The following is a 24,194-nucleotide window of genomic DNA, read 5'->3' on the forward strand; positions in this document are numbered from 1 at the left end:
AAAGTCCTGGGTTGTTTTTCAAAGAGGGCTTTCGCGCATCGCATAGAGCACCTCAAAAATCACGGTGACGACAGTTTCAAACGAACCTCTACCTGGCCACTGCGGTGACGCAGCAGTGAGAGGTCGATAGATTCCTCGCCACGACTGAAGCGGTGTTGCTCGCCCTCGGTGGTAGCGGACATCACCTCTTGGGCATACCCGGCTGCGGCGAAGCCTGCGACGTAGTGCGCCAACACCGCTTCGAATGGCGCGCCCCCTGCGTAGCGCACCTCGACGGTCTGCCCGTCGCGCGCAAAGTGGCTGCGCACCAAGCCGGGGAAACGCGACACTGGCCCGACGTCGTTGCCACTGACGTCATTCGCTGGCAGATCCGTGCCTAGCCCTGGCAACCACTTGCCTGCCTGTTCCTTCACCCCCGCAGGCACCCACTGCTCGGCCTGCTCTCGCAGCCCGGGCGCAACCTGTTCGACCTGGGTCATGGCGTCACCGGCGAAACGCTTGCCCGCGTCGGTCACGACCGACCCCTGAGTCCACAACCAGGACAGGAGCGCAATGCCAGCCCAAACCAGCAGGCCGATTAAAGCAAGCATCACCGCCGCCAGAATCAGCCAGGTGCGCGCCCGTATTCGCTTAAAACTCAATGCCACTTGCGCAAGAAATCCAGGCCTATCAAATCCACTCATATCAACCTCACTGAAACGGGCCATTCAAATGATTGTGGGCACACTGCCACTGGCGCTCCAGCATTCGTCCGGCGCGCTCCACTGCGCGATTGATCGCGATATAGAGGTCTGCCTCGGTGTCTTCGATGGAGACATCGGGGCAGCCCTCGGCACGAATTTGCAGGTAACAGTGGCGATCCTCCCCGCTGCCCCCGCTCACGCCGGACAGGCAGACGGTGATCAGCAGCCCCTGATCCTGAAAGCGACTTAGGGCGAACTGCAACCGTCGCTCTACATGGGCACGCAACTCCTCGGTCAGCGTGATATCGCGGGTCTGGATGTCGATTTGCATCCCATACTCCTTTAACCCCAATGCGGGGTTACATGGGGTAATCCTAGGTTTGCTTCTGCATCAAGAAAAGCAGATTATTCTTTGCGATTAATTCGCCACAGACTGATAGTGAGCCTCACTGCCCATGCTGAACTACAAACAGCTTCACTATTTTTGGAACGTCGCTAAGGCCGGAAGCATCACGCGTGCCGCCGAACGGCTGCATCTCACTCCCCAGACGATTAGTGGTCAGCTCGCCGAGCTTGAGCGTTCATTGGGCACGGATCTGTTCCGCCGTATTGGTAGGCGTCTCGAACTGACGTCTGCGGGAAAACTGGCGCTGTCCCATGCCGACGAGATCTTCCAGATAGGCAACGAACTCGAACAATCGTTACGCAGTGGTGCCGGCAGCGGAGAACAGTCGTTTCGGGTGGGGGTTGCCGACGCCGTGCCCAAATCGCTCGCCTATCAGTTGTTGGCACCAGCAATGGCACTCGCAGAGCCTGTGCGTCTCATATGCTACGAGGACAAGTTAGAGCGATTGTTCGCAGAACTGGCCATCCACCAACTCGACCTGGTGATCGCTGATCGGCCGTTGCCCTCCGAGCTGGGGGTGAAAGGCTATAACCACGAGCTGGGGCGATGCACCGTCGCCTTTTATGCGGTGCCGGAACTGGCCGCGCGCTACCGATCGACTTTTTCCGCGCTCCCTGGACGGTGCCCCTTTTTTTACTTCCGGGAGATAAGGTGGCGGTGCAGGCACCGCTGACGCGCTGGTTTAACGAGCAACAGATCCAGCCACACATCATCGGTAAGTTCGACGACAGCGCACTGATGAAAGCCTTCGGCAAGGCCGGTGCCGGCATTTTCCCTGCGCCGGCAATACTGAGCAATGAAATTGGGGATCAGTATGGGGTCGAGGTCATAGGCTGCGCCCATGAGGTCATGGTGCGCTACTACGCAATCTCCATTGAGCGCAGACTGACCCATCCCGCCGTCGTGGCGGTTAGTGAGGCGGCGAAGCAATCCTTGTTCGTCGAAGGCGATCCTGTTCGGTAGCGTGGTGTTCTTGAGTGTGGTGTTCGCTTTAGCTCACGCTCCCTCAGCGCGAGTTTCTGTCGTGTGTCTGGCTCGATATCAAAAGGCGACACGAACTTTTTGCAACATTGAAGAGCGCCTGTACGGAAGTAAACCTGACTCTAGAGGCCTACGATCCCGAACGATCAGTCAATACGTTGGGCGAGGATCAGTGATTGTTCGTTGCTCAAGGGGAAAAGCAAATGGCTCGAACACGTCGAGCCATTTGCTGAATGCCTTTTGTCGGTCTTTTACACGGTTTGATCCAGAAGGTGTGTTGATCCGATGACCCCGCGCGAACGTAGCAGCGCCAACACCTGCTTGACGCCTTCTTCCACCGACAGGCTCTGCGTGTCGATCACCAGATCGGCATTCAGCGGCACGTCATAGGGGAAGGACTCACCCGGGATATTGTCGACACCAGCTGCGTACAGGCCTTGCGGGTCACGCTCGGAGCAGACTTGCGGCGAAGCCTGCACATACACGGTGATCAGACGCTCGGCACCGATCAGCGCCTTGGCCTGCTCACGGTCTTCGGCATCCGGGGCGACGAACGCGGCCAGGGTCAGCAGGCCAGCTTCGTTGAACTGACGCGCCACGTGGGCGGCACGACGCCAGTTCTCGGTACGCCCGGCACGGTCCTGCGGCAGGCCCTTGTTCAGGTCATGACGCAGGTTCTGGCCATCCAGGACATAGACCGCACGACCCATATCGAACAGCTTGCGCTCCACGGAGTAAGCCAGGGTGCTCTTGCCAGCGCCGGACAGGCCGCTGAACAGCACGGTGGCGGGCTGCTGACCGAAACGGCTGACGCGCTCTTCGGTGGAAACGTGAGTCAGCTTGCCGTGATGGCCGCCAGAACCCTGAGCACCTACTGGTTCGGCGATGATCATACCGGCACCGACGGTGCCATTGGTCAGGCGATCGATGACGATAAAGGAGCCGGTGGTGCGGTTATGCGCGTAGCCGTCCAGCGCGATCGGTGCATCCAGAGCGATGCGCACCTGGCCGATTTCGTTGAACTGCAGGCTGCTCGCCGCGCCCTCTTCCAGGGTATTCACCTCGACCCGGTGATTGATGCTGGCAATCGAGCCCGGCACGTAGCTGGTGGCGCATTTGATGTCGTACTTCTTGCCCGGCAGCATCGGCTCCTCGGCCATCCACACCAGCATGGCGTCGAAGCTATCGACCACCTGCGGGCGGTTGTCGCCATGCACCAGCATGTCGCCGCGCGATACGTCGATCTCATCTTCCAGGGTGATGGTGATCGCCTGACCCGGACCGGCCTGCTCCAGCTCACCTTCGTAGGTGACGATGGATTTGACCTTGCTGCCCTTGCCCGACGGCAGGGCGATAACTTCGTCGCCCTTGCGCACGATGCCGCTGGCCAGGGTGCCGGCAAAACCACGGAAGTTCAGGTTCGGACGGTTGACGTACTGCACCGGGAAACGCAGATCGGTGAAATTACGGTCACCGGCGACTTCCACGGTCTCGAGGATTTCCATCAGCGACTGGCCGGTGTACCAAGGCGAACGCTCGCTCTTGTTCACCACGTTGTCGCCCTTCAGCGCCGACATCGGCACGAAGTGCAGCGAGCTCGGCTTGAGCGAAATGCCCTCGGCGAACTGCAGGTAATCGGCCTTGATCTGCTCGAACACGCCCTGATCGAAGCCCTTGAGGTCCATCTTGTTGATGGCCACAACGATGTGTTTGATGCCCAACAGGCTGGCGATAAAGCTGTGGCGCTTGGTCTGGGTCTGCACGCCGTAGCGGGCGTCGATCAGGATGATCGCCAGGTCGCAGGTGGAAGCACCGGTGGCCATATTGCGGGTGTACTGCTCATGGCCGGGGGTGTCGGCGATGATAAATTTGCGCCTGGCGGTGCTGAAGTAGCGGTACGCCACGTCGATGGTGATGCCCTGCTCGCGCTCGGCCTGCAGACCGTCGACCAGCAATGCCAGGTCGATATCATCACCGGTGGTGCCGACTTTCTTCGAGTCACGGGTGATGGCTTCCAGATGGTCTTCGTAGATCATCTTCGAGTCGTGCAGCAGGCGGCCGATCAGGGTGCTCTTGCCGTCGTCGACGTTGCCGCAGGTGAGGAAACGCAACAATTCCTTGCGCTCGTGCTGGGCCAGGTAGGCGAGGATGTCTTCGCTGATCAGATCGGATTGGTGCGACATATTAACCCCTGCTTAGAAATAGCCCTGACGTTTTTTCTCTTCCATGGAACCGGCCCCATCGTGATCGATGACGCGGCCCTGACGCTCGGAAGTACGGGTCAGGAGCATTTCCTGAATGATGTCGGTCAGCGTGGTCGCAGTGGACTCCACCGCGCCGGTCAGCGGGTAGCAGCCGAGGGTGCGGAAACGCACCATTTTCTTGGTGATACGGGCTTTCTCCTCGTCCGACAGGTGCTCGAGGATGCGCTCGTCGTCGATCATGATCAGCGTGCCGTTCTTCTCGATCACTTCGCGCTCGGCGGCGAAGTACAGCGGCACGATCGGGATCTGCTCCAGGTAGATGTACTGCCAGATGTCCAGCTCGGTCCAGTTGGACAGCGGGAACACACGGATCGACTCGCCCTTCTTGACCTTGCCGTTGTAGACGTTCCACAGCTCGGGGCGCTGGTTCTTCGGGTCCCAGCGGTGCTTGCTGTCGCGGAACGAGTACACGCGTTCCTTGGCGCGGGATTTCTCTTCATCGCGACGGGCACCGCCGAAGGCGGCATCGAAACCATACTTGTCCAGGGCCTGCTTCAAGCCCTCGGTCTTCATGATGTCGGTGTGCTTGGCGCTGCCGTGGGTGAAGGGGTTGATGTTCTGCGCCACACCGTCCTGGTTAATGTGCACCAGTAAATCCAGCCCCATCTCGGCAGTCATCTTTGCGCGAAAACGGTACATTTCCTGAAATTTCCATGTGGTATCGACATGCAGCACGGGGAACGGCAGCTTGCCGGGAAAGAATGCCTTGCGTGCCAGATGCAGCATCACGGCGGAGTCTTTACCAATGGAGTAGAGCATCACCGGGTTGTCGAATTCGGCGGCCACTTCACGAATGATGTGGATACTTTCCGTCTCCAGCTGTTTCAGGTGGGTCAGTTTATCGAGCATGGCTACTCTCAGATTTCTTTTGGGTTACGGCTTGCGGGGCGTGAGCGTGAGCGTGAGGACTCTAGCACGGCACAATCTTCTAAATGGACGACTGCTTAGATCATAAATATCTATATTTATGCCATTGCGTCGAGCCTCTTTCGCTCCGTTGTGGCGCATGCCTAGTGAGCGCGCCATTAGCCATACAAGACCGCTCACGGCTGCGCTCTGAATTCCGCGAGTTGACTGGACAGCACAGCTTTCTCTTGCAGGAGGAGCTGCTTGTCTGTGGTCACCTCGGTCAGTTGGGTTTCAGCTCGGGTTAAGCGTTCTGCCAGAAGACTCCGTTCCTTCTCGGTCACAGCCAGGCTCGTCCGTTTCTCAGCCAAACGCTGCTCATTAGCGCCATGATGCTGCTCTAGTGCCTGATGGATTCGTTTCAGCTCGGTGAGCTGAAACGCTGCCTGCTCATGCGCGCTGCGGCTCTGCGTCAGCGAGTCCTGGGTCGTGAGCAGGGCGCTCTGTAGGCGATCGTTGTCTTGTGCCAAGCGTTGTTCCTGAGCTTGCAGCTCGCCCAGACGTGCTTGCTGAGCGAGCAGGCGTTGCCGGAGCGCACTCAATTCTTGTTCCAGGTGATTGTGGCGTTGTTCAGCGCTCTGGCGCTCGTCGGCGCGTTGCTGAGCAACCGATACCTGGTAATGCTCAGATTGCACCTGCGCTTGCTGCAGTTGTTGGGTCAGTGAGGCCACCTCGCAGGCGCGATCAGTCAGGCGCTGTTCGAATCCGAGCTTCTCACTGCCCAGGCTCGCTAGAGCAATCTCCTGACGGTGCACAGTTTCAGCCAGCACCTGGATGCGCGCGTTTGCCTCAATAAACGCCTGGGCCTGTTGCGCCTGAACGGTGAGTAACGCGTCGTGCTCCACGAAAGCTTGTTGCAACTGCTCCTGCAATGCCGCGGTGGCGGCCTGATGAATCTGCTCAGCCTGCTCGACTTGCAGGACCGCATCCGCCTGAACTTTTTTCGTACACCCCTTTCACCGCCAGGACGAGCTCCGCCGGCAATCCCAGTTCGGCCTGCGCGACCGTGCCGGGATGCGCGCTTTTCCAGCGTTTTAACAAGGGGGGCAATCGTGCTTTTGCTGCCGGTCCCGCCCAGGTCGGCGCGGATGCGGTCGATCGTCGGGCTGTGGCCCGCGGCCACGAGCCGGGCCGCCGCCTGGGCGACATGCACATAAAGGACGCCAGAACGGGCCATCACTACCTCGGATTTTTTCGTACCGTATTACGGACAACGTAATACATCGGTTTAAGTACAGAATAGCTAAGCCCGGTGAGACCGCCAGCTAAGCCACGATAAGCTCAGTTATCGTGGGTTAAATACTCACGATCAATGTTCGCGCCTATAATCTGCGGTACACACGGCCTAAACAGGCGTTTCTGGATGAAGACCAGCAATCACGACGAAAACCTCCCTTCGCTACCACTCGACGAACCAGCGGGGCCGGCGCGTACCTCCGGTACGCTTGCCACGCCCGAGCAGTTGGCCCAGCAACACCAGCGTTTTCTTGCGGCGGCCACCTCCGACAACACCCGACGCACCTACCGCTCGGCGATCCGCCACTTTCAGGCCTGGGGCGGCGTCCTGCCGTGCGATGAAGCGGCGCTGATTCGCTACCTGCTGGCCTTCGCGGTAGTGTTGAACCCGCGGACCCTGGCGCTGCGCCTCACCGCGCTGTCGCAATGGCACCGCTATCAGGGCTTTCCCGATCCGGCCGCCAGCGCCACCGTCCGCAAGACCATGCGCGGGATTGAGCGAGTCCATGGGCGGCCGCGACACAAAGCCAAGGCGCTGCTGCTGGAGGATCTCGAGCTCATCGTGACGCATCTGGACGCGCTCGAAGGGCTCGCCGCGCTGCGTGACAGCGCATTGCTACAGGTGGGGTACTTCGGTGCGTTCCGCCGCAGCGAGCTGGTCACGCTGGAGGTGCAATACCTTCAGTGGGAGCGGGAAGGTCTGCGGATCACGCTGCCGCGCTCCAAGACCGATCAGGAGGGCGAGGGACTGGACAAGGCGATTCCGTTCGGCGACTGCGTCTGCTGCCCGGCAAAGGCGCTACGGTGTTGGTTGGATGCCGCTCAGATTGAGCAGGGGCCACTGTTCCGGCGCATCAGTCGCTGGGGCGTGATCGGCGAGGTGGCGCTGCACGAGGGTAGCGTTAATACCATCCTGTCGGCCCGTGCCGAAGCAGCGGGGCTGTCGTATGTGCCCAAGATGAGCAGCCACAGTCTGCGCCGTGGACTGGCCACCAGCGCCCATCGGGCTGGGGCGGACTTTCTGGAGATCAAGCGTCAGGGTGGCTGGCGGCACGACAGCACCGTCCACGGCTATATCGAAGAGGCTAGAGCCTTCGAGGAGAATGCGGCTGGCTCGTTACTGCGGCGCAAGCCATAGCTAGATACGGGATGACAGCCCTTTAGGCATTGGCTTAAGCCGCAAATAGAACAAACAAAAAACAACGTAATTACAGGCATTTACAGGACGAATGTCCTAAATTTCCTTTATCTCGGCACAACCCCAGTTACCTTCAACACATCGAATGGCACGACCATGAGTCTGATATGAACGAACCGATCTACCACCACTATGTTTCAGCTGGATATTTGAGAGGCTTTGCGAAATCAGGAAAGCATTATGTCGTCCATTGCGTTGACCTGGATGCCAAAAAAGGATTTCCGCAAAACGTAAAAAAGGTCGCCGGAGAGGATCACTTTAACCGGCTAGACGGCCATCCAGATCCCAATATTCTTGAGACAACCTATGCAAATGAGCTTGAGGGACCTTCACTTAGTGCACTCAAGCGAGTTTTAGAATGTGGTAATTTTTCAAATGCGTTGGATCGTGAGGCTGTCCTGCTACTTTTTTCACTTTTCGCGACTAGAAACCCACGTGATAGGCAATCATTTGCGGAGAGCGTCCAACCTCTTAACCAGATACTTATTATCTCGGCTTTGGGACAGGACGGTTTGAAATCACCAGGGGCTGCTGCTGCCTTAGAGATGAATACATCTAAACATGCATCACTGGATGCTGAATATTATTGGAGATATTCATCAATGCCTACTCGATAGAAAATGGATTTTCCTTAAAGCTGGCGAAGATTCACCAGGGTTTGTCACCTCAGATTACCCCGTAAACCTAATACCTCACCCATCTCGAATTGACGATGGTTGGGGGCTCGGTTTTGCATTAAAAGATGTGAGCGTATTTATTCCACTGAATAAGAATTTTGCTGTAATCGGTGATTATGAGGCAACAGAAAGAATAATTTCATTAGACAGAGAAGCTGTTGCTGCACTTAATAGCAGCACTATTCGCAATGCCACTAGACAAATTTACGCTTACAGCGATGAATTCGAATTCATAGGCCCAGGCAATAAGATGCTGAATGGCACGGAACTGCCGAAAGTTCTTTGAGGTGCCCTCTCCCGCTGGACATATTCCTTTCAATTATAACTAAACTAAATAGTCGTTTAGTTTAGTTATAATAGGTTTAGGTCAACGGCTCAAGGCCCTGTGCTTTGGCTTGGGTGCACTGCAGAAACGCGAGCCGGCAGCCATTGGCTTTATCGAGCAGATGCCTGATGCGCCCGTCGGGAGGTGGTGTCAAGCAGAAAGCACCCCAGCCCTGAGCCTGCAATTCTCCCTTTTAAGAATCGCCTGAGAGAATCCCCGGCATCCACCTCCTAACATGCCCCCCGAAGCCACTCCGAAAGCTACGGGCCCTCATGTCACCTCTCAACCATTTGCCATTGTGCCGCTCCCTGCTCTGGATCAGCGCGCTGTTTACCGCGCTGCTGGCCTTGGCGCCGTGTGCGCAGGCGGCGGTCAAGATTGAAGGCACGCGCCTGATTTACTTCGGCCAATATAAAGAAGCCAGCATCAATATCGTCAATCAGTCCCCCCAGTGAATTGGTGGTGCAAAGCTGGGTCACTCGCGAGAACGATGACGGGACCCTGCCGGTGCCCTTCGCCGTGGTTCAGCCGCTGGTTCGCCTGGATGCTCAACAGCACCACCTGCTGCGCATTCTGTACGCCGGCGAAGGCTTGCCCGGCGACGTGGAATCGATGTTCCTGCTCAACGTCATGGAAATCCCGCTGAAACCGGAAGCCGCCGACAGCGTGCAATTTGCCGTGCGCCAGCGCCTCAAGCTGTTCTATCGCCCGCCTGGGCTTGTGGGAAGCTCGTCCGAGGCCGTGCAGCAATTGGTGTGGAGCCGCGCCGATGAGCAATCGGTAACCGTCACCAATCCAACCGCGTTTCATCTGTCCCTGGTGGATGTGCAGAGCGATTCCGGCGGCCAGGTTCAGGCGCTGGATGACTACATATTGCTCAAGCCCGGTGAACGCAAAGTCTTCACCACCAAGGCCCCCATCAGCGCCGGAAGCCAAATCAACTTTACCGAAATCACCGATATCGGCTTGCAGGCCCGCCATCGTGCGGCCCTCAAGTGATAGATCGCGGGGAATACCGACCTATGTCACCTCTTAAATACTTGCTCGTAGCCACCCTGCTTGCCAGCGCCGCCCTCCCCGCTACCAGCTACGCGTTGGCCTGCCGGGTGGACGGTAGCGGCTCGGTCGCCGACACCGCCCCCCTGGGTACCGCATTGGCGGTGGCGGCCGATGCGCCAGATGGCACGATTATCTGGGAGTCGGGCCCACGCTCGGTCAATGTGATTTGCAAGGACGACTTTAACCATGGGCGCGAGGAAGTGTATTTTTACCTGAACCCGGCAAGCGTCAGTATTGGCCAGGGCATTCGCGCCGGGATTCGCTATAACTCGGTGCCCATCACCCAAAGCAGTGGCAAGTACGGGACTGGGTTCTACTCCGACCGCGGTTGCACCCTGTCAAATTGCGTCGGTTGGGACAAGGCCCGGTTCACCCTCAACTTCAGCGTGTTTATCGAGAAATTTGGTACCACCCCACAAAACGGTCAGGCCAGTACCCTGTCGCAATACCGGGTGTTTCAACTGGACGGTATTACCGGTCTCAACAACCGCCCCAACAGCAACCTCAACTACATCGTCACCGGCGTAAACGACATCCGCTTCGTGCCTTGCACCCCCGACCTGACGATAACGCCCAATGTGGTGAGCTTCCCCAAGCCCTCGCGCAAGGCGCAGATCGGCGAAGTGGCCAGCACCGCTGCCTTCAGCTTGAGCCTGCGTAAAGCCTGCGATACCCCATATACGGTGAGCGCACGCTTCGCCACCACCCCGGGCGGCGGTAACGTGATCAATGGCTTGTTGGTGCCCGCCAATAACAGCTCCGTGGGCATCGCGTTGTCCTGGGACTATACGAACCAGAACCTACCCTTCAATGAGTGGTTCCCCCTGGCCCAGATGAAGGGTGCCAACCAAACCACTCGCCAAGACTTCAGGGCTGACTTGAAGTGGCGCACCCTGCCCGTTCCCGGTGCGTTCGATGCAGCGGTCGTGGTCGATATGTTTTACAAGTAAGAGCGCGGCGGCTTTTAAGGATCGTCTTATGCCCAGGCACTGGGTGGCCGATTAAAATCCGCCGATGCGATTTAAAAGTTATCTGCTGCAGATCAATCCCGTCCTGTCCCGTCCCGAAGCAGCCAGAAGGCTGCTTCGTCTTTTTGCCGCCGTTTTACTGGTCGGCATCTTGAGCGGTGTCTACACGTTCCTGCTCTCCACCTTCAACAATGACATCTCCCAGCGGCGTGGCTATATGAGTAGCGCCATTGCCGAGGCTCATACTTTTTTCACCACCCGTGAAGCACTGCTCGAAAGCCTGAGCCTGTCGGCGGTGCGCAAATCCACCCAGGCCAAGGCCCAGGTTTATCCAGCCTCCAGCGAAGAGCAGCGTCTGCTGCTGGGCAACACACCAAGCCATCAGTGGAGCATCTGGCTGACCTCGCGCATGCGCAGTTACCTAAAGACCAAGCAGGTCAACCTGCTCTACGTGACTGCCGGCCCCAATCCGCAACTGACCCGGCTCTACGACTCGACGCCGCAGGTACTGCCGTTTTCCAAGTGCATGCTTAACCGCCTCAGGGCGTTGAAGCAACACAACCCACTGGACCCCGGCGAACTCTGGCTCAGTGATCAGACCGAGGGGCACTCCCACCTCTACCTGTTCATTTTGCTGGATGAGCGCGACCCCGACTCCGGCTGGCTGGGCCTGGAGATGGAAAGCCAAGAGGTCTCCACGACCCTCAATGACCAGAGTGCGGGCGAATTTATGATGCTCAACTCCCAGGGCATGCTGGTGTTTACCAATAGCCATGACCCACGGCAGGACCAGTCCTTGCTCAAGCCCAAGGGCGAGAATTTTTTCGGTTTTGTCGGCGATGGCCTGGTGCCGGATCACCTGGTGATCCGCAAGCAACTGAAATCTTCGGACTGGCAACTGATGTACACGATCAACCTGCGCGATGTGGTGCGGGGGTTATGGCGTGAGTTGCTCGGGTCGCTGGTGTTTTGCCTGTTCAGCGTAACGTTGATCTGGCTGCTGATGCGCCGGGTCAATCAACGCTTCATCATTCCGTCAATCAATAGCATCCAGGCGCTGATTGAAAGCGAAGCCTTCGGGCGCGACGTGATCCAGACTGCGCCGGTGGCCTTGTGCGTGCTGCGTCGCACCGACGGCCAAGTGGTGCTGGAAAACACCCTGGCCCAGCAGTGGCTGGGGAACGGCCTGGAGCGTGAAACACTGTGCGCCGGCTGGATCCGCCAGGCATTCGATGGTGAGCCCTCCGGAGACTGTGACTACTTCGAGACCATCGACGGCCGCCACCTTTATCTCAGCAGCGCACCCACCCGCTATCGAGGTGAGGACGTGCTGTTTTGTGCATTCAGCGACATCAGTGCGCGCAAACAAGTGGAAGCGGCCCTGGAAGAAGCCCGACAGTCAGCTGACGCGGCAAATGCCGCGAAAACCCTGTTCCTGGCGACCATGAGTCACGAAATCCGTACACCGCTGTACGGCGTGTTGGGCACCCTGGAATTGTTGGCCCGTACCAGCCTCGATGCCCAGCAAAAAGACTATCTGCATGCCATAGAGGGTTCTTCGGCCACCTTGCTGCAACTGATCTGCGATGTGCTGGATGTGTCGAAGATCGAGGCGGGGCAATTGGCGCTGGAACTGAGCGAGTTCTCGCCCCTGGACCTGGTCAATGAAATCATCCAAGGCTACGCCGCGGCAGCAATGGGCAAGGGTTTGCAGCTCTACGCCTGCTTTGACCCCAAGTTACCCGAACGGCTGATGGGCGATGTCACCCGCCTGCGGCAGATCCTCAACAACCTATTGAGCAACGCGGTGAAATTCACCGACTACGGGCGCGTGGTGCTACGGGTCAAGTTGCTCGACCGCGACGACGAGCGCTCCAGCGTGTTGTGGCAAGTGTCCGACACCGGCAAAGGCATTGCCCAGGAAGACCAGGCGATGATTTTCGAGCCGTTCTATCAAAGCGAAGGCAACACCAACGTCGTGGCCGGCACCGGGCTTGGTCTGCCGATTTGCCAGCGCCTGACGCAATTGATGAATGGGCATATCCGCATGGTCAGCGAACTGGGCCTGGGCAGCAGTTTCAGCCTGACCCTGCCCCTCGAAGTGGCGCCCTGCGCGCCCATGGGCAGCTTGCTCGCAGAGACGATTTACGTGGTTTCGCCGATTCCCGAACTCGCTCAATCCATCAGCGGTTGGTTGCGTCGCTGGGGCGCCCGGGCCCAGACCGGCCAACCCACCCACCCCGACGGTCAACTGCTGCTAGAGCTGCATCCCGGCGCCATCGAACAGCCCCTGATGCCCGACTGGCCTGGCCCCGTAATCCTGGTCAGTGGCAACAGCAGCAATGGCCAGAACGCCGAGACCGGCGCGTGGCATGCCAACCTCAACCAACTAAGCGCAATTCACCAGGCGGTCAGCCAGGCTCAAGGATTGTGGGTCGCCCGGGTCGACGAGCAGGTGCAAAAGCGCGAACTGCGCAAGCTCGACCTGCATGTGCTGGTGGCCGAGGACAACGTTATCAATCAACTGATTTTGCGTGACCAGCTTGAGGAGCTGGGTTGCACCGTGGAGTTGGCCTGCGATGGTCATGAAGCGCTGCAGTTGTGCAAGGCCTCCAACTTCGATGTGGTACTGACGGATGTGAATATGCCCAGAGTCAACGGCTATGAATTAGCCAGGCAGTTGCGCAGCCAAGGTTGCGCGCTGCCCATCATCGGCGCAACCGCCAACGCCATGCGCGGCGAGGCTGACTTGTGCCTGGCCGCCGGAATGAACCATTGCCTGGTCAAACCCTTTGCGTTGCGGGCCCTCTTCAACTACCTGGAGCCCTACACACGGATCCCCCATGAAGCCCTATAGTATTTTGATCGTCGAGGACCATCCCCTGCAGCACCTGTACCTGCAGAACCTGCTCAATGAATTGGGCGACTTTATGCTGGAGTCTGCCCAGGATGGGAACGAGGCACTGGAGCGATTGCGACAGCGTGATTTCGATCTGGTGCTGACCGATCTGCTGATGCCGGGCATGGATGGTGTGCAATTTATCCAGAGCCTGGCGACCCTGCGTTGCAAGCCTGCCCTGGCCATCATGAGTGCCGCCTCTCGGCGTATGTTGATGGCGGCCAGCCTGGTGGCGAAAAATCTCGATGTGAAAGTCATCGGCCTGATTTCCAAGCCGGTCGCGGCCGACGCCTTGCGCAGCCTGGTCAGCCAGCTCAACCACAAGGATCGCAGCCCGTCCCCCGCGCCAGCTACGCCGCCGGCCATTGACCGGCACACCCTCCTCCAGGCCATGGGCAACGGGCAGATCCAGGCCTGGTTCCAACCGAAAAAATCCTTGGCCAACGGCCGGATTGTCGCCGCTGAAGCGCTGGTGCGGTGGATGAACCCCGAGCAAGGGGTGATGTTGCCCGCCGCGTTTTTACCGGCGATCAAGACCTTCGACCTGGAAGAACGCCTGCTATGGCTGGTGCTCAAACAGGCGATCCATGCCCAGGAACGCTGGCGCCAGCGCGGCTATGAGATTCCAGTGTCGATCAACTTGCCGACCCACCTGCTCAACAGCCATGACTTGGCAGACCGCCTGCTGGCGTTCGTCCTGGACCACCAAGGCATCCCGGGGATGATCTGCTTCGAGCTGATGGAATGCTCGGTGCCCCAGGACATCAGCAACTTCTACGCCGGCGCCTGCCGCCTGCGCATCAAGGGTTTTGGCCTGTCCCAGGACGATTTCGGCAAGGGCTACAGCTCTTACCTGAACCTGGTGTCGACCCCGTTTACCGAACTCAAGATCGACCAGGCGCTGGTGCAGGGCTGCCATGACAACGAAGGCATGGCTTCGGCCCTGGCCAGCATCATCGCACTGGGCCGCAAACTGGGTCTTACTGTCGTGGCCGAAGGTGTGGAAACACCCCAGCAACTGGCACTGCTGCGCAAAATCGATTGCACCCAGGTGCAGGGTTTTCTGATTTCCCACGCGGTGTCGTCAGAACAATTTCAACAACTGTTGAACAATGATGGCCCAGCGATATCTCATTAGCCCACGCCCCGGATTTGTCTAACCTGTATAAGGAGTAAACTCCATCCAGCGCCGATTTCTCAGCCGCCTGCGAAAACCATCAATGAAGCACAACAACGCGATCCTGGAAGCATTCACCCGCAGCTCACTGCGCTTGAACAAAGGGCTCATGGGGGTGCTCGGCGTCGCGTTTTTGCTGGCAGGCACCAGTTATTGGGCGCTGCAGCGGATCGTCGATGAACAGTATGCCGCCGTGGGGTTTCATTTTGCCCGGCTGATGGAAAACATCCAGGAGCAGGAAACCTTTCTCCGGGTCCTGGCGCAGCCGGCTATCCAACGGGAACTGATCAGCGACAAAAACACCCAGGCCAGCCTTCAGAGCCAACGCCTGGACATGCACGACACCCTCTATGAAGGTCGCGAGTTCGCCTTTTCGGTGCCCTTCAGTGTGCGGTTCGAGGCGCAACGGGTCACGCCTGGCGAACAGCAGAAAATCTTTGCCCTTGGGGTGCACCTGGCCAGCTATTACAGCGCTTTCTGGTCATCGTCGCCTTACGCATCGCCCCACGTCTTTATCCTCAACCGTCTGGTCAACTACCACATTGCGGTGCCTGCGGTCGGCTACCAGCGTGGCGGCAAAACCCCGTTCAATGGCCCCACGGCCGAACAGGCCGACGCAGTGCAGCAAAGGCTTGAGCAGTTGCCCCGGGTGGATGACCGACTTTACTGGGAAGCCTACACCCCCTCCGAGAAGGCCCCTGCGACTCCGCAGTTATTGGCGTATATCGGCGTAACCCTGAACCCCCAGGTAATACGCGCGGGTCAAGGCAATAACCAGGTGGTGGTTGCCACTTTGCTGGATATGGCGCACGTCAACGATGTGGAACGCACCATGGAGTCGTCCATCTACGATCGGTTCAGCCTGATCTCCCCTGCCGGGCAGACGCTGACGGGGCCCCAGGTTCTGGCGTCGTCCCTTAGCGAAGGGCTGAATCTGCGCACCAGCGGCCTGGAGTTCAAAATGACCGGCAATGGCGAGTCGCAGTGGACTGCGATTTATGGGGTCAGCTACAAACATTTCTTCCGCTATGCCGTGTGGCCGCTGACCAGCCTCGCGCTGTTTCTCTGTGCAGTGCTGGCCATCGTCTGGGCGGGCACTCGCTGGTATCGCAAGCAAGTGATTCGTCCGGCGCGCCAGGCCCATGAGCGTATTGCCGAAAGCGTAGCGTTCAGTCGGGTGATTATCGACACCGCGCCTACCGGCCTGTGTGTGGTGGGCCGCGCCGATGGCCAGGTATTGATCGAGAACCAGCGCGCCCAACAATGGCCCGGCACCGCCAGGTTGGTGGCGGCCCTCAGCCGTGTCCACGACAGCGCCGACAGTGGCGAAACCCACCTGGAAATCGAAGGCCGGCACCTGCAGGTCGGCTTTGTTTCGACCCGTTATCAAGGCCAGGATGTGCGGCTTTATGCGTTCAATGACGTCACCCGGCATATTGAGGATGCCTTGGCCCTGGAAGATGCCCGGCGCGCCGCCGATGCGGCCAATGAAGCCAAGACGCTGTTCCTGGCAACCATGAGCCATGAAATCCGCACACCTTTGTACGGTGTGCTCGGCACCCTGGAGCTGCTCGGGTTGACGGCCCTGGACCCGCGCCAGAAAACCTACCTGCACACCATCCAACGCTCATCTGCCACGTTGTTCCAACTGATCAGTGATGTGCTCGACGTGTCGAAAATCGAATCCGGGCAGATGGCAATCGAATCCATCGAGTTTTGCCCGCTGGACATGCTCGAAGACACCTTGCACACCTACACCGCCTTCGCTCAGCGCAAGGGCCTGCAATTGTATGGCTGCATCGATGCGCAGTTGCCGGACTGCGTGGTCGGCGACCCGATGCGTATCCGCCAGATTCTCAACAACCTGGTAAGCAACGCGCTCAAATTTACCGACATAGGGCGCGTGGTGATTCGCGCCCGGGCGCTTCGCCGAGGGGCCGATAGCGTGGATCTGGAGTGGCAAGTGACCGACTCTGGCGTGGGCATCAGCCAGGCGCAGCAAGCCAAGCTGTTCGACTTGTTCTACCAGGCTCCGGACACCGCCGGCAAAGGCGGCGCCGGACTGGGCCTGCCGATTTGCCGCTGGCTCGCCGAGATGATGGACGGCCAGATCAAGGTCGTCAGCGAACCTGGCCTGGGTAGCAGTTTCACCCTGAAGATGAGCTTGCCGTTAGGCCGGGGGGAGTTGCCGGGGCTAACGCCTCTTGAACCGAGCACTACGCCGGTGTATGTGCAGGCGCCGGTGCGCGAGCTGGCAGAGTCGCTGTGCGCCTGGCTCGGCCGCCTGGGTATCCAGGCCTCAGTGGCAGGGCTGCCCCTGGCCCAACAGAGTCTGCAGGCCGTGCTGGTGGATATGTTGCCCGCAGGCCCGCCATTGGCCTGGGCCGGGCCGCGGGTATTGTGTGTGGCGGGCGCGCACAGCCCACCGCTGCATACTGCCAAAGGCTGGGAAGTGGATATACATGATGTACGTGCCATTGCCTCGGTGGTCTCGCTGGCGCAGCAGGGTAAGCGGGAGGCCGTGCAGCACGCCGAACAACAGAGCGCCGGGCAGTTGCAACTGCGTATTCTGGTCGCCGAGGACAATCCGGTGAACCAGGCCATCATCCAGGAGCAACTGGAAGCGCTGGGCTGCACCGTAACCTTGGCAGACAATGGCGAGCAGGCCATGCACCTGTGGCAACCCCAGGCTTTCGACCTGGTGCTGACGGACGTCAACATGCCGTTGATGAATGGCTACGAACTGGCCCGCACCCTCAGGGAGCACGACCCTCAGTTGCCGATCATCGGTGTCACCGCCAATGCCATGCGCGAAGAAGGCGTGCGTTGCCTGGCAGTCGGGATGAATGCGTGGCTGGTCAAGCCCTTGAGCCTGCAAACCCTGCGCGCGCAATTGATCAAGCTGTGCAAACCGACGATACGCGTCTTGCCAGCGGTGATCGACACGGTGCAGATGTCGGAAAAAATGCGCCCGCTGTTTGTCAGCAGCGTGCAGCACGATCTGCAGCGCATCAGCGCCGCACTTGAGCAACGCGATTGCCGGCGCCTGGCCGAAACCTTGCACTCAGTGGCCGGCGCCTTGGGGGCGGTGCAAGCGCTGGATCTGGCCCAGGCGTGTATCGAACTGGAAAGCCAGTTGGCCTGCGGCCGGCTCAACCCCGCGCTGGAGATGCGCATAAACCAGGTCAGCAGTAGACTTTCAGCCTTGCTCAGCGTGCAGCCATGAGCCTTTCTCACTTACAGAACCAGCATTACGGGCACCCCTTATGAAAACCTTCACTGTGGTTATTGCGGACGATCACCCCATCGTGCTCCTGGGGGTGCGAGAGCTCGTCGAGCGAGACGCGCGCTTTCAAGTGGTTGGCGAAGCGGTCTGTTCGGCGGGCCTCATCGGCTTGCTTGAACAGCAGCCCATCGACATCGTGATTACTGATTACAACATGCCCGGCGATTCACCCTACGGCGATGGTTTAAAACTGGTGGAATACCTTAAGCGGCATTTCCCCCAGGTGCAGATTCTGATCCTGACCATGATCTCCAATCATCTGATCCTGACCCGTCTACAAGAGATGGGCGTGGTGGGCGTCATCCAGAAAAGCCAGTTGCATACCGAAATCCAGGTGGCCCTCAAGTCAATTGCGCAACAGGCGTTATATCGCAGCCTGGAGCCGGCCAAGACTTCGGTTGTCGAGTCGATGACCGCGATCGATGAGCGCTTCTCGACTCTATCGCCGAAGGAATTCGAGATATTGCGTTTGTTTATTTCAGGCAGAAGTGTCAGTGATATAGCGCGCAGCCAGAATAGAAGCTCAAAGACTATCAGTGCGCAAAAAATTTCCGCCATGCGCAAACTTGAAGTTAGTAGTGATCAGGACTTGTTAGCTTATTGCCTGGCGCAAAATATCTTCAACTAGTCCGCGCTTTATCAAGTATTGCCGCCTTTAACTAATTCACCCCGCAGTGCTTTATAAGAATCGTCTTATTCTCTCTAAGGCACAGAATCACTATTGTTCGTTGGCAGTTTCAACCCCTCTCTACAACCAACACTAACGGACATCATCATGAAGAAGTTTTCCCTGGCCCTTATCGCTGTGTCAGTTATTGCTAGCGCCAGTGCATTTGCCGACGGCACGTCGACCCCTACCCTGGGCGGCAGCGGCAAAATCACCTTCACCGGCGTGATCAACAACGACGCTTGCTCGGTTGACGGTGCCAACGCCGCTCGCGAGATCTCGGTAGACATGGGCGCGGTCTCGATCAAAGACATGGGCACCGCTGAAAACCCGGCAGCGGGCCGCGTGACAGCCAAGGACTTCAATCTCAGCATTAACTGCAACAAGGGCACCAAAGTGGCGATGATCTTTGACGCCAACAGCGGCGGCTCGGGCCTGGTCACTGGTAAAAAGGTCCTCGCTCTGACTCCGGGTAACGGCAGCGCAAGCAACGTCGGTATCGCCCTGCTTGACAGCAAAGGCGCACTGATCGACCTCAGCTCTGCGGCGACCGCGCGCATCGAAAGCGGCATTCACGGCCAAGGCACCGAGGGCGGCGACGCAACCTTGAGCTTTGCCGCAGCCTACGTCACCACCGGTGCAGCCGGCGCCTCCACGGCTGGTCGCGGTGATGCCACCCTGCCGTTCATCCTGCAATACGAATAAACCCCACGCGTTACCCGACACATGCGGGGCCTTCGGGCCTCGCTCTTCATCCGACCACCAAACGGTAGACATCATGTTGCCTCGTTCCATTGCCGCAGGCCTGGGGCTGTTGACTCTGCTTGTGGCCACTCAGGTCGCCGCCAGCATTTCATTGAGTTCCACCCGTATCGTCTTCGATGGCGATCATAAGGAAGCCAATATCACCGTGCGTAACGGCAATCAGGATGTATTGATTCAATCCTGGGTCGACGCCAGTGATGCCCAAGCCAATGCAGCTCCCTTCGCCGTGACCCCGCCGTTGGCGCGGATATTTGCCAAGGAGCAGCAACTGCTGCGCATTCTCTACGAGGGTGCAGGCATGCCGACGGATCGTGAGTCAGTGGTTTGGCTCAATGTGCAGGAAATTCCGCAGGCCGCTACCACCGAAAACACCTTGCAGTTGGCGGTACGCCAGCGCATCAAGATTTTTTTCCGCCCCGCCGGTTTGCCAGGCAGTGCCTTGGTGGCCCCCACGCAACTGGAGTGGCAACTGGTCAAGCGCGGCGCAGAGTCGTTGCTGACGGTAAAAAACCCGACCCTGGGCGGTTGCAGGATCTGAGTGCAACACGGTTATTGAATTGAAGCGGGAGCATCATGCCGCATCACCACGGCTTCTTGCATCACTTCGCCCATCACCTCGATCGGGCATTTGAAGTCGAAGCGTTTGCGCGGTCGCATATTCAGTTGCAAAGCGATGGCGTCCAGGGCTTCCTGACTATGCACCGACAAGTCCGTGCCCTTGGGCAGGTACTGGCGGATCAGTCCATTGATGTTCTCATTGCTGCCGCGTTGCCAGGGGCTGTGCGGGTCGCAGAAGTAGATCGCCACCCCGGTCCGCTGGGTGATCTCGGCGTGCCGCGCCATCTCCCGGCCCTGGTCGTAGGTCATGCTCTTGCGCACCGCCAGCGGCATGCCATTGAGCGCCGCACTGAAGCCCTCCAGCGCCGAGGTCGCCGTCGCGTCGGCCATCTTGATCAGCATCAGGTAGCCGCTGGTACGCTCCACCAAGGTGCCCACCGCCGAGGCATTGGCCTTGCCCTTGATCAGGTCGCCCTCCCAATGGCCTGGCATCAGCCGGTCTTCGACCTCCGGCGGGCGCACGTGGATGCTGAGCATTTCAGGGATCTGGCCGCGCCGATCGACGCCGCCAGAGCGCGGCCTGCGACTCGTCTTGCCCTGGCGCAGGCAGATGATCAGCTCCTTGCGCAGGCCACCGACCGGCAGGGCGTAGATCGCGTTATAGATCGTCTCGCGGCAGACGTAGGCCTCTCTGAGGCTGGGTATGTTCATGCTGCGCAGCTTGCCGGCAATCTGCTCGGGAGACAAACCCTCACGCAGCATATGGACGACCAGCTCGAAGCGCTCACTGCCCGGCAGCAGCTTGCACTGAGGCCTGCAGACCTGGCGGCGGACCTGCATCTGCTGCTGGGCAGCACAGGCCTGGTAGCGGGTGCCAGGGGCCCGGTTGCGGCGCAGCTCCCGGCTGATGGTCGAGGGGGAGCGGCCGAGCATCCGGGCAATTCGCCGCTGGCTGAAACCTTGGGCAAGGCCGAGTTGAAGGGTCGCACGTTCGGGGATACTGAGTTCGTGATAGGACATAGTGGCAGCACCGTACCGGAAAGGTCAGGTGTTGCACTCAGTTTTTGCGGCCGCCCTGTATCACGTATCCATGGCCGATATAAAACTGCAGGCCGGGCAACAATCGGAACTGGCTAGCGACTCGACAATGATTGCGCCGGGCGCCGAAAAACAGTTCAGCGTTAAACAGCTGAAAGGCCACGATACTTTACAGCTGTCTTTTTCCAGTATTAACGACTATGGCGCACAAGATAAATACAGCGCGCAACTTTCGACGCGCACCGCGGCCAAGGCCACTGAGACGCGTATCAGGCAATAAGTATTCCCGTTAATTCCTCAGGTTCGATTCGAGTGCGTACTCGCGAGCCTCGCCTGTCCGATAAACAGAGATGATATAGGTTCTTTGCATGTTTTTTCTTCCAGGCAGCAGGCCCAATCATTACCTATCTAGCGAGCGCACGATACGCGCGTACTCAACTTGCACTTCACTTAAGTTGAGTACGCTGTCACTGGCCATTCTTGTCGGCTCGCCCGCTTGGGCCATTGCCGATGAGCCGTCCCTGAAAATGTTCAACACCACCTTTTTGCAGGGCGCACAATCGTCGGTAGACCTGCAGCAACTGCTGTCGGCCAACAGCGTGCTGCCCGGTAACTACCGGGTTGACCTGTACAGCAACGAAGTGCTGGTGGGCCGTCGCGACATCGACTTCAAGCGCAACCCACAGACTGGCCGGGTCGATGCGTGCCTGACGGTGGACTTGCTCAAGCAACTGGGGATCGACCTGACCCTCTTGCAAACCCAAGGCAAGCTCGACTCCAGCCAGCCCCAGGACTGCTATGACCTACCGACGCTGATCGACCAGGCCACCCTGCGCTATGACGCCAGTCGCCTGCGCCTGGCGGCGAGCATTCCGCAGGTTGCGATGCAACGGGGTATACGCGGCTATGTCGACCCAGAGCTTTGGGACGAAGGCGTGCCTGCGGCGTTTATCAACTATCAACTCAACAGCAGCCGCACAGGTGGTGACTACGAGACGCGCATCAACAACAACCTGGGGCTGCGCAACGGCATCAACCTGGGCGCGTGGCGCTTGCGTAACGAATCGAACCTGAGCAGCGGCACCGGGCGGCCGAGCACTTTCACCAGCAACCGCAGCTATGTGCAGCATGACGTGACGGCGCTCAAGGGCCAGTTCAGTGCCGGTGAGATCTTTTCCGATACCGACCTGTTCGACAGCGTGCGATACCGAGGCCTGAAACTGGCGTCCGATGAAGGCATGCGCGCCGACAGCGAGCGCGGTTATGCGCCGGTGATTCGGGGCGTGGCGCAGACCAACGCCACGGTAGAAATCCGCCAGAACGACTACATCCTCTACACCGCCAACGTCGCGCCCGGGCCCTTCGAAATCAACGATATCTACCCCAGCGGCTCGAACGGCGACCTGGAAATCACCATCATCGAGGCCGACGGCCGTCGGCGCGTGACCACCCAGGCGTTCTCCAGCCTGCCGATCATGGTGCGTGAAGGCCAGGTCAAATACAGCGTGTCGGCCGGTAAATTCAGCAGCAATGCTGACGGCTTGGCGAGCCCGCAGTTTGTCAGCAGCACCCTCGCCTACGGCGTTACCAGCAACCTGAGCGCGATTGTCGGCCTGCAAGTCAGCGAAGACTACAAGGCGCTTTCCCTGGGTGTTGGCAGGAACACATCCCTGGGCGCCGTGTCGATGGACGTCACTCACTCCTCAAGCGCTGCCCAAGGGCAAACGACCCAGGGCAACAGCGTGCGCGCGTTGTATGCCAAGACCTTTGCCGGTACCGACACCAACTTCACCCTGGCCGCCTATCGTTACTCGACCGAGGGTTACCGCACCCTGACCGACCACGTCGAGGACACCAGTGAAGATGCCGTCAAGCGTACGGGCAACTCGAAAACCCGCACCGACCTGACGATCAACCAAAGCATCGGGCGCAACCGCGAGTTCGGTAGCCTCTACTTAAACGCCAGCGACCAGCGCTATTGGAACCGTGGCGGCTCCCAAAGCTTTTCGGCTGGGTACAACAACAACTGGGGCGATCTGAGCTACAACCTGGGCGTGACCCGCACCAAGCAAATTGTCAGTTGGGGGGCACCCGACTCCGACACGCAGTTCAACCTGTCTTTTTCGTTCCCCCTGGGCAGTCAGCCTCGGGCGCCGCGCGCATTCGTCACCACCAGCACGCAGCGAGGCGACACCAGCACCCAGGCAGGTATCAACGGCTATGTGGCCGATACCAGCGATGTGTTCTATTCGGTCCAGGCCGGGCATAGCCGAACGGGTGGCCAATCGGGATCGGCCAACATTAACAGCCGCACGTCCATGGCCGATATCAGCCTGGGGTATAGCCAGGGCCGTGGGTATGACGCACAAAACCTTAACGTTGCCGGCTCGGTGGTGGCGCACGCCGGTGGTATCAACCTGGGGCAGACCGTCAGCGAAACCTTTGCCTTGGTCCAGGTGCCGGGCATCAGCGGGGCTAAAGTCAGCAGCTACAGCGGGGTTGAAACCGGGCGCAACGGCTATGCCGTCGTGCCCTCGGCACAGCCTTATCGGGTGAACTGGATCAGCCTCGACACCCGTGACTTGGGCGGTGATGTTGAAATCACCCAGGCCACGCAGCAGTTGGTGCCGCGCCGCGGTGCGGTGGTATTGGCCCGCTACAGCGGCAAAACCGGGCGGCGCGTGCTGTTTGAACTGTTTGATGCACAGCACCAGCCCATGGCGTTCGGCGCCTCACTGGAAGACGCTAGCGGCAAGCAGTTGGCCATCGCCGACCCCAGCGGCAATGCCTTGGTACTGGTCGAAGAGGACCAGGGCAGCCTGACGATCAAGTGGGATGATAAGCAATGCACTGCGTCGTATGCATTGCCCGAACAAAACAGGGCGCTGAACTACGAGCGCCAGGCATTGGTGTGCCACAGCGTTCAAGGTCTTTAAAAAGCAGCTTTTGGCTCATGGTTAAGTGGGAGCGCTGTGGCAGAACGGGGTGAAGCTGTTGGGGCGGCTTCGCCACCCAGCGCGGGGCAAGCCCGCTCGCCACAAAAAGCTAGCGGTCTACAACAGGTTTCAGACTGCTAAAGCTCCCACTTGTGGCGAGGGGGC

19 protein-coding genes and 3 pseudogenes are annotated in these 24,194 nt (G+C 59.1%); 15 read left to right on the top strand and 7 right to left on the bottom strand.

From position 1 onward, the window contains the following. Positions 1-59 precede the first annotated feature (59 nt). Both JTY93_RS13115 and hpf read right to left on the bottom strand, forming a co-directional pair. Positions 60-590, bottom strand: coding sequence for a hypothetical protein (locus tag JTY93_RS13115; protein WP_205477297.1), 531 nt, complete (start codon positions 588-590; stop codon positions 60-62). Positions 591-690: 100 nt separating this feature from the next. Further along, positions 691-1,014 (bottom strand): ribosome hibernation-promoting factor, HPF/YfiA family, encoded by a 324-nt coding sequence (gene hpf, locus JTY93_RS13120; RefSeq protein WP_205477296.1) that lies wholly within the window; start codon positions 1,012-1,014, stop codon positions 691-693. 124 nt (positions 1,015-1,138) lie between these two features. On the opposite strand from hpf, the pseudogene nhaR reads away from it, so the two are divergent. Next, positions 1,139-2,052 (top strand): annotated as a pseudogene (gene nhaR / locus JTY93_RS13125) (transcriptional activator NhaR). A 269-nt stretch (positions 2,053-2,321) separates the two neighbouring features. Here the strand turns inward: nhaR and cysN are convergent. The 4 genes and pseudogenes from cysN to JTY93_RS29960 form a co-directional block, all read right to left on the bottom strand. Next, the gene (cysN, locus tag JTY93_RS13130; RefSeq protein ID WP_126325322.1) at positions 2,322-4,253 is read right to left on the bottom strand and encodes a sulfate adenylyltransferase subunit CysN; all 1,932 of its coding nucleotides are present in this window, start codon (positions 4,251-4,253) and stop codon (positions 2,322-2,324) included. A gap of 12 nt (positions 4,254-4,265) precedes the next feature. Then, positions 4,266-5,183, bottom strand: coding sequence for a sulfate adenylyltransferase subunit CysD (cysD, locus tag JTY93_RS13135; RefSeq protein ID WP_149278422.1), 918 nt, complete (start codon positions 5,181-5,183; stop codon positions 4,266-4,268). Between the two features lie 194 nt (positions 5,184-5,377). Further along, positions 5,378-6,100: a coiled-coil domain-containing protein gene (locus JTY93_RS29070; RefSeq protein WP_240357295.1), complete on the bottom strand. Its 723-nt coding sequence runs from the start codon at positions 6,098-6,100 to the stop codon at positions 5,378-5,380. Between the two features lie 209 nt (positions 6,101-6,309). Next, positions 6,310-6,417: pseudogene (locus JTY93_RS29960) on the bottom strand (DNA-binding protein); the annotation flags it as partial. Between the two features lie 186 nt (positions 6,418-6,603). Here JTY93_RS29960 and JTY93_RS13145 point away from each other — a divergent pair. From JTY93_RS13145 to JTY93_RS13195, 12 genes and pseudogenes are all read left to right on the top strand, one after another. Then, positions 6,604-7,614 carry a site-specific integrase gene (locus JTY93_RS13145; protein ID WP_149278425.1) on the top strand — a complete coding sequence of 337 codons (1,011 nt, stop codon included), beginning with the start codon at positions 6,604-6,606 and terminating at the stop codon, positions 7,612-7,614. A gap of 167 nt (positions 7,615-7,781) precedes the next feature. Then, positions 7,782-8,291 (top strand): DUF4238 domain-containing protein, encoded by a 510-nt coding sequence (locus JTY93_RS29580; RefSeq protein WP_205519030.1) that lies wholly within the window; start codon positions 7,782-7,784, stop codon positions 8,289-8,291. Further along, positions 8,248-8,637 carry a DUF4238 domain-containing protein gene (locus tag JTY93_RS29585; RefSeq protein ID WP_205479912.1) on the top strand — a complete coding sequence of 130 codons (390 nt, stop codon included), beginning with the start codon at positions 8,248-8,250 and terminating at the stop codon, positions 8,635-8,637. Before JTY93_RS29580 ends, JTY93_RS29585 begins: the two co-directional genes overlap by 44 nt. Before the next feature lie 311 nt (positions 8,638-8,948). Then, the gene (locus JTY93_RS29080; RefSeq protein ID WP_240357296.1) at positions 8,949-9,131 is read left to right on the top strand and encodes a fimbrial biogenesis chaperone; all 183 of its coding nucleotides are present in this window, start codon (positions 8,949-8,951) and stop codon (positions 9,129-9,131) included. 7 nt (positions 9,132-9,138) lie between these two features. Then, a complete protein-coding gene (locus tag JTY93_RS13160; protein ID WP_240357297.1) occupies positions 9,139-9,675 on the top strand; it encodes a fimbrial biogenesis chaperone in 537 nt (178 codons plus the stop codon). 23 nt (positions 9,676-9,698) lie between these two features. Then, on the top strand, positions 9,699-10,685 hold the full coding sequence (locus JTY93_RS13165; protein WP_205479909.1) for a fimbrial protein: 987 nt from the start codon (positions 9,699-9,701) through the stop codon (positions 10,683-10,685). Between the two features lie 64 nt (positions 10,686-10,749). Further along, positions 10,750-13,560, top strand: coding sequence for an ATP-binding protein (locus tag JTY93_RS13170; protein ID WP_205479907.1), 2,811 nt, complete (start codon positions 10,750-10,752; stop codon positions 13,558-13,560). Continuing rightward, a complete protein-coding gene (gene pvrR / locus JTY93_RS13175) occupies positions 13,547-14,740 on the top strand; it encodes a response regulator cyclic di-GMP phosphodiesterase PvrR (RefSeq protein ID WP_205479900.1) in 1,194 nt (397 codons plus the stop codon). The genes JTY93_RS13170 and pvrR overlap by 14 nt, the downstream gene beginning before the upstream one ends. A gap of 82 nt (positions 14,741-14,822) precedes the next feature. Next, positions 14,823-18,005, top strand: a complete 3,183-nt coding sequence (locus JTY93_RS13180; RefSeq protein WP_205479898.1) for a hybrid sensor histidine kinase/response regulator — start codon at positions 14,823-14,825, stop codon at positions 18,003-18,005. 40 nt (positions 18,006-18,045) lie between these two features. Further along, a complete protein-coding gene (locus JTY93_RS13185; RefSeq protein WP_205479896.1) occupies positions 18,046-18,693 on the top strand; it encodes a response regulator in 648 nt (215 codons plus the stop codon). A gap of 147 nt (positions 18,694-18,840) precedes the next feature. Continuing rightward, a complete protein-coding gene (locus tag JTY93_RS13190) occupies positions 18,841-19,437 on the top strand; it encodes a fimbrial protein (protein ID WP_205479894.1) in 597 nt (198 codons plus the stop codon). Positions 19,438-19,510: 73 nt separating this feature from the next. Next, positions 19,511-20,017, top strand: a pseudogene (locus JTY93_RS13195) (fimbrial biogenesis chaperone); the annotation flags it as partial. A gap of 29 nt (positions 20,018-20,046) precedes the next feature. Here the strand turns inward: JTY93_RS13195 and JTY93_RS13200 are convergent. After that, positions 20,047-21,075 carry an IS30-like element ISShes10 family transposase gene (locus JTY93_RS13200; RefSeq protein ID WP_011711660.1) on the bottom strand — a complete coding sequence of 343 codons (1,029 nt, stop codon included), beginning with the start codon at positions 21,073-21,075 and terminating at the stop codon, positions 20,047-20,049. A gap of 1 nt (position 21,076) precedes the next feature. On the opposite strand from JTY93_RS13200, the gene JTY93_RS13205 reads away from it, so the two are divergent. Beyond that, positions 21,077-21,373 (top strand): fimbrial biogenesis chaperone, encoded by a 297-nt coding sequence (locus JTY93_RS13205; protein ID WP_375373159.1) that lies wholly within the window; start codon positions 21,077-21,079, stop codon positions 21,371-21,373. A gap of 88 nt (positions 21,374-21,461) precedes the next feature. Next, on the top strand, positions 21,462-24,029 hold the full coding sequence (locus tag JTY93_RS13210; protein WP_205478100.1) for a fimbria/pilus outer membrane usher protein: 2,568 nt from the start codon (positions 21,462-21,464) through the stop codon (positions 24,027-24,029). The last annotated feature ends 165 nt before the right edge of the window (positions 24,030-24,194 follow it).

Origin of the sequence: Pseudomonas hygromyciniae, from assembly GCF_016925675.1 — a bacterium.
Lineage (GTDB): Bacteria > Pseudomonadota > Gammaproteobacteria > Pseudomonadales > Pseudomonadaceae > Aquipseudomonas > Aquipseudomonas hygromyciniae.

What these genes read in the sequence shown, in the direction of transcription:
- JTY93_RS13115 (WP_205477297.1), bottom strand. Translation starts at nt 590, where the DNA reads ATGCTTGCTTTAATCGGCCTGCTGGTTTGGGCTGGCATTGCGCTCCTG.
- hpf (WP_205477296.1), bottom strand. Translation starts at nt 1,014, where the DNA reads ATGCAAATCGACATCCAGACCCGCGATATCACGCTGACCGAGGAGTTG.
- cysN (WP_126325322.1), bottom strand. Translation starts at nt 4,253, where the DNA reads ATGTCGCACCAATCCGATCTGATCAGCGAAGACATCCTCGCCTACCTG.
- cysD (WP_149278422.1), bottom strand. Translation starts at nt 5,183, where the DNA reads ATGCTCGATAAACTGACCCACCTGAAACAGCTGGAGACGGAAAGTATC.
- JTY93_RS13145 (WP_149278425.1), top strand. Translation starts at nt 6,604, where the DNA reads ATGAAGACCAGCAATCACGACGAAAACCTCCCTTCGCTACCACTCGAC.
- JTY93_RS29580 (WP_205519030.1), top strand. Translation starts at nt 7,782, where the DNA reads ATGAACGAACCGATCTACCACCACTATGTTTCAGCTGGATATTTGAGA.
- JTY93_RS29585 (WP_205479912.1), top strand. Translation starts at nt 8,248, where the DNA reads ATGCTGAATATTATTGGAGATATTCATCAATGCCTACTCGATAGAAAA.
- JTY93_RS29080 (WP_240357296.1), top strand. Translation starts at nt 8,949, where the DNA reads ATGTCACCTCTCAACCATTTGCCATTGTGCCGCTCCCTGCTCTGGATC.
- JTY93_RS13165 (WP_205479909.1), top strand. Translation starts at nt 9,699, where the DNA reads ATGTCACCTCTTAAATACTTGCTCGTAGCCACCCTGCTTGCCAGCGCC.
- JTY93_RS13170 (WP_205479907.1), top strand. Translation starts at nt 10,750, where the DNA reads ATGCGATTTAAAAGTTATCTGCTGCAGATCAATCCCGTCCTGTCCCGT.
- pvrR (WP_205479900.1), top strand. Translation starts at nt 13,547, where the DNA reads ATGAAGCCCTATAGTATTTTGATCGTCGAGGACCATCCCCTGCAGCAC.
- JTY93_RS13180 (WP_205479898.1), top strand. Translation starts at nt 14,823, where the DNA reads ATGAAGCACAACAACGCGATCCTGGAAGCATTCACCCGCAGCTCACTG.
- JTY93_RS13185 (WP_205479896.1), top strand. Translation starts at nt 18,046, where the DNA reads ATGAAAACCTTCACTGTGGTTATTGCGGACGATCACCCCATCGTGCTC.
- JTY93_RS13190 (WP_205479894.1), top strand. Translation starts at nt 18,841, where the DNA reads ATGAAGAAGTTTTCCCTGGCCCTTATCGCTGTGTCAGTTATTGCTAGC.
- JTY93_RS13200 (WP_011711660.1), bottom strand. Translation starts at nt 21,075, where the DNA reads ATGTCCTATCACGAACTCAGTATCCCCGAACGTGCGACCCTTCAACTC.
- JTY93_RS13210 (WP_205478100.1), top strand. Translation starts at nt 21,462, where the DNA reads ATGTTTTTTCTTCCAGGCAGCAGGCCCAATCATTACCTATCTAGCGAG.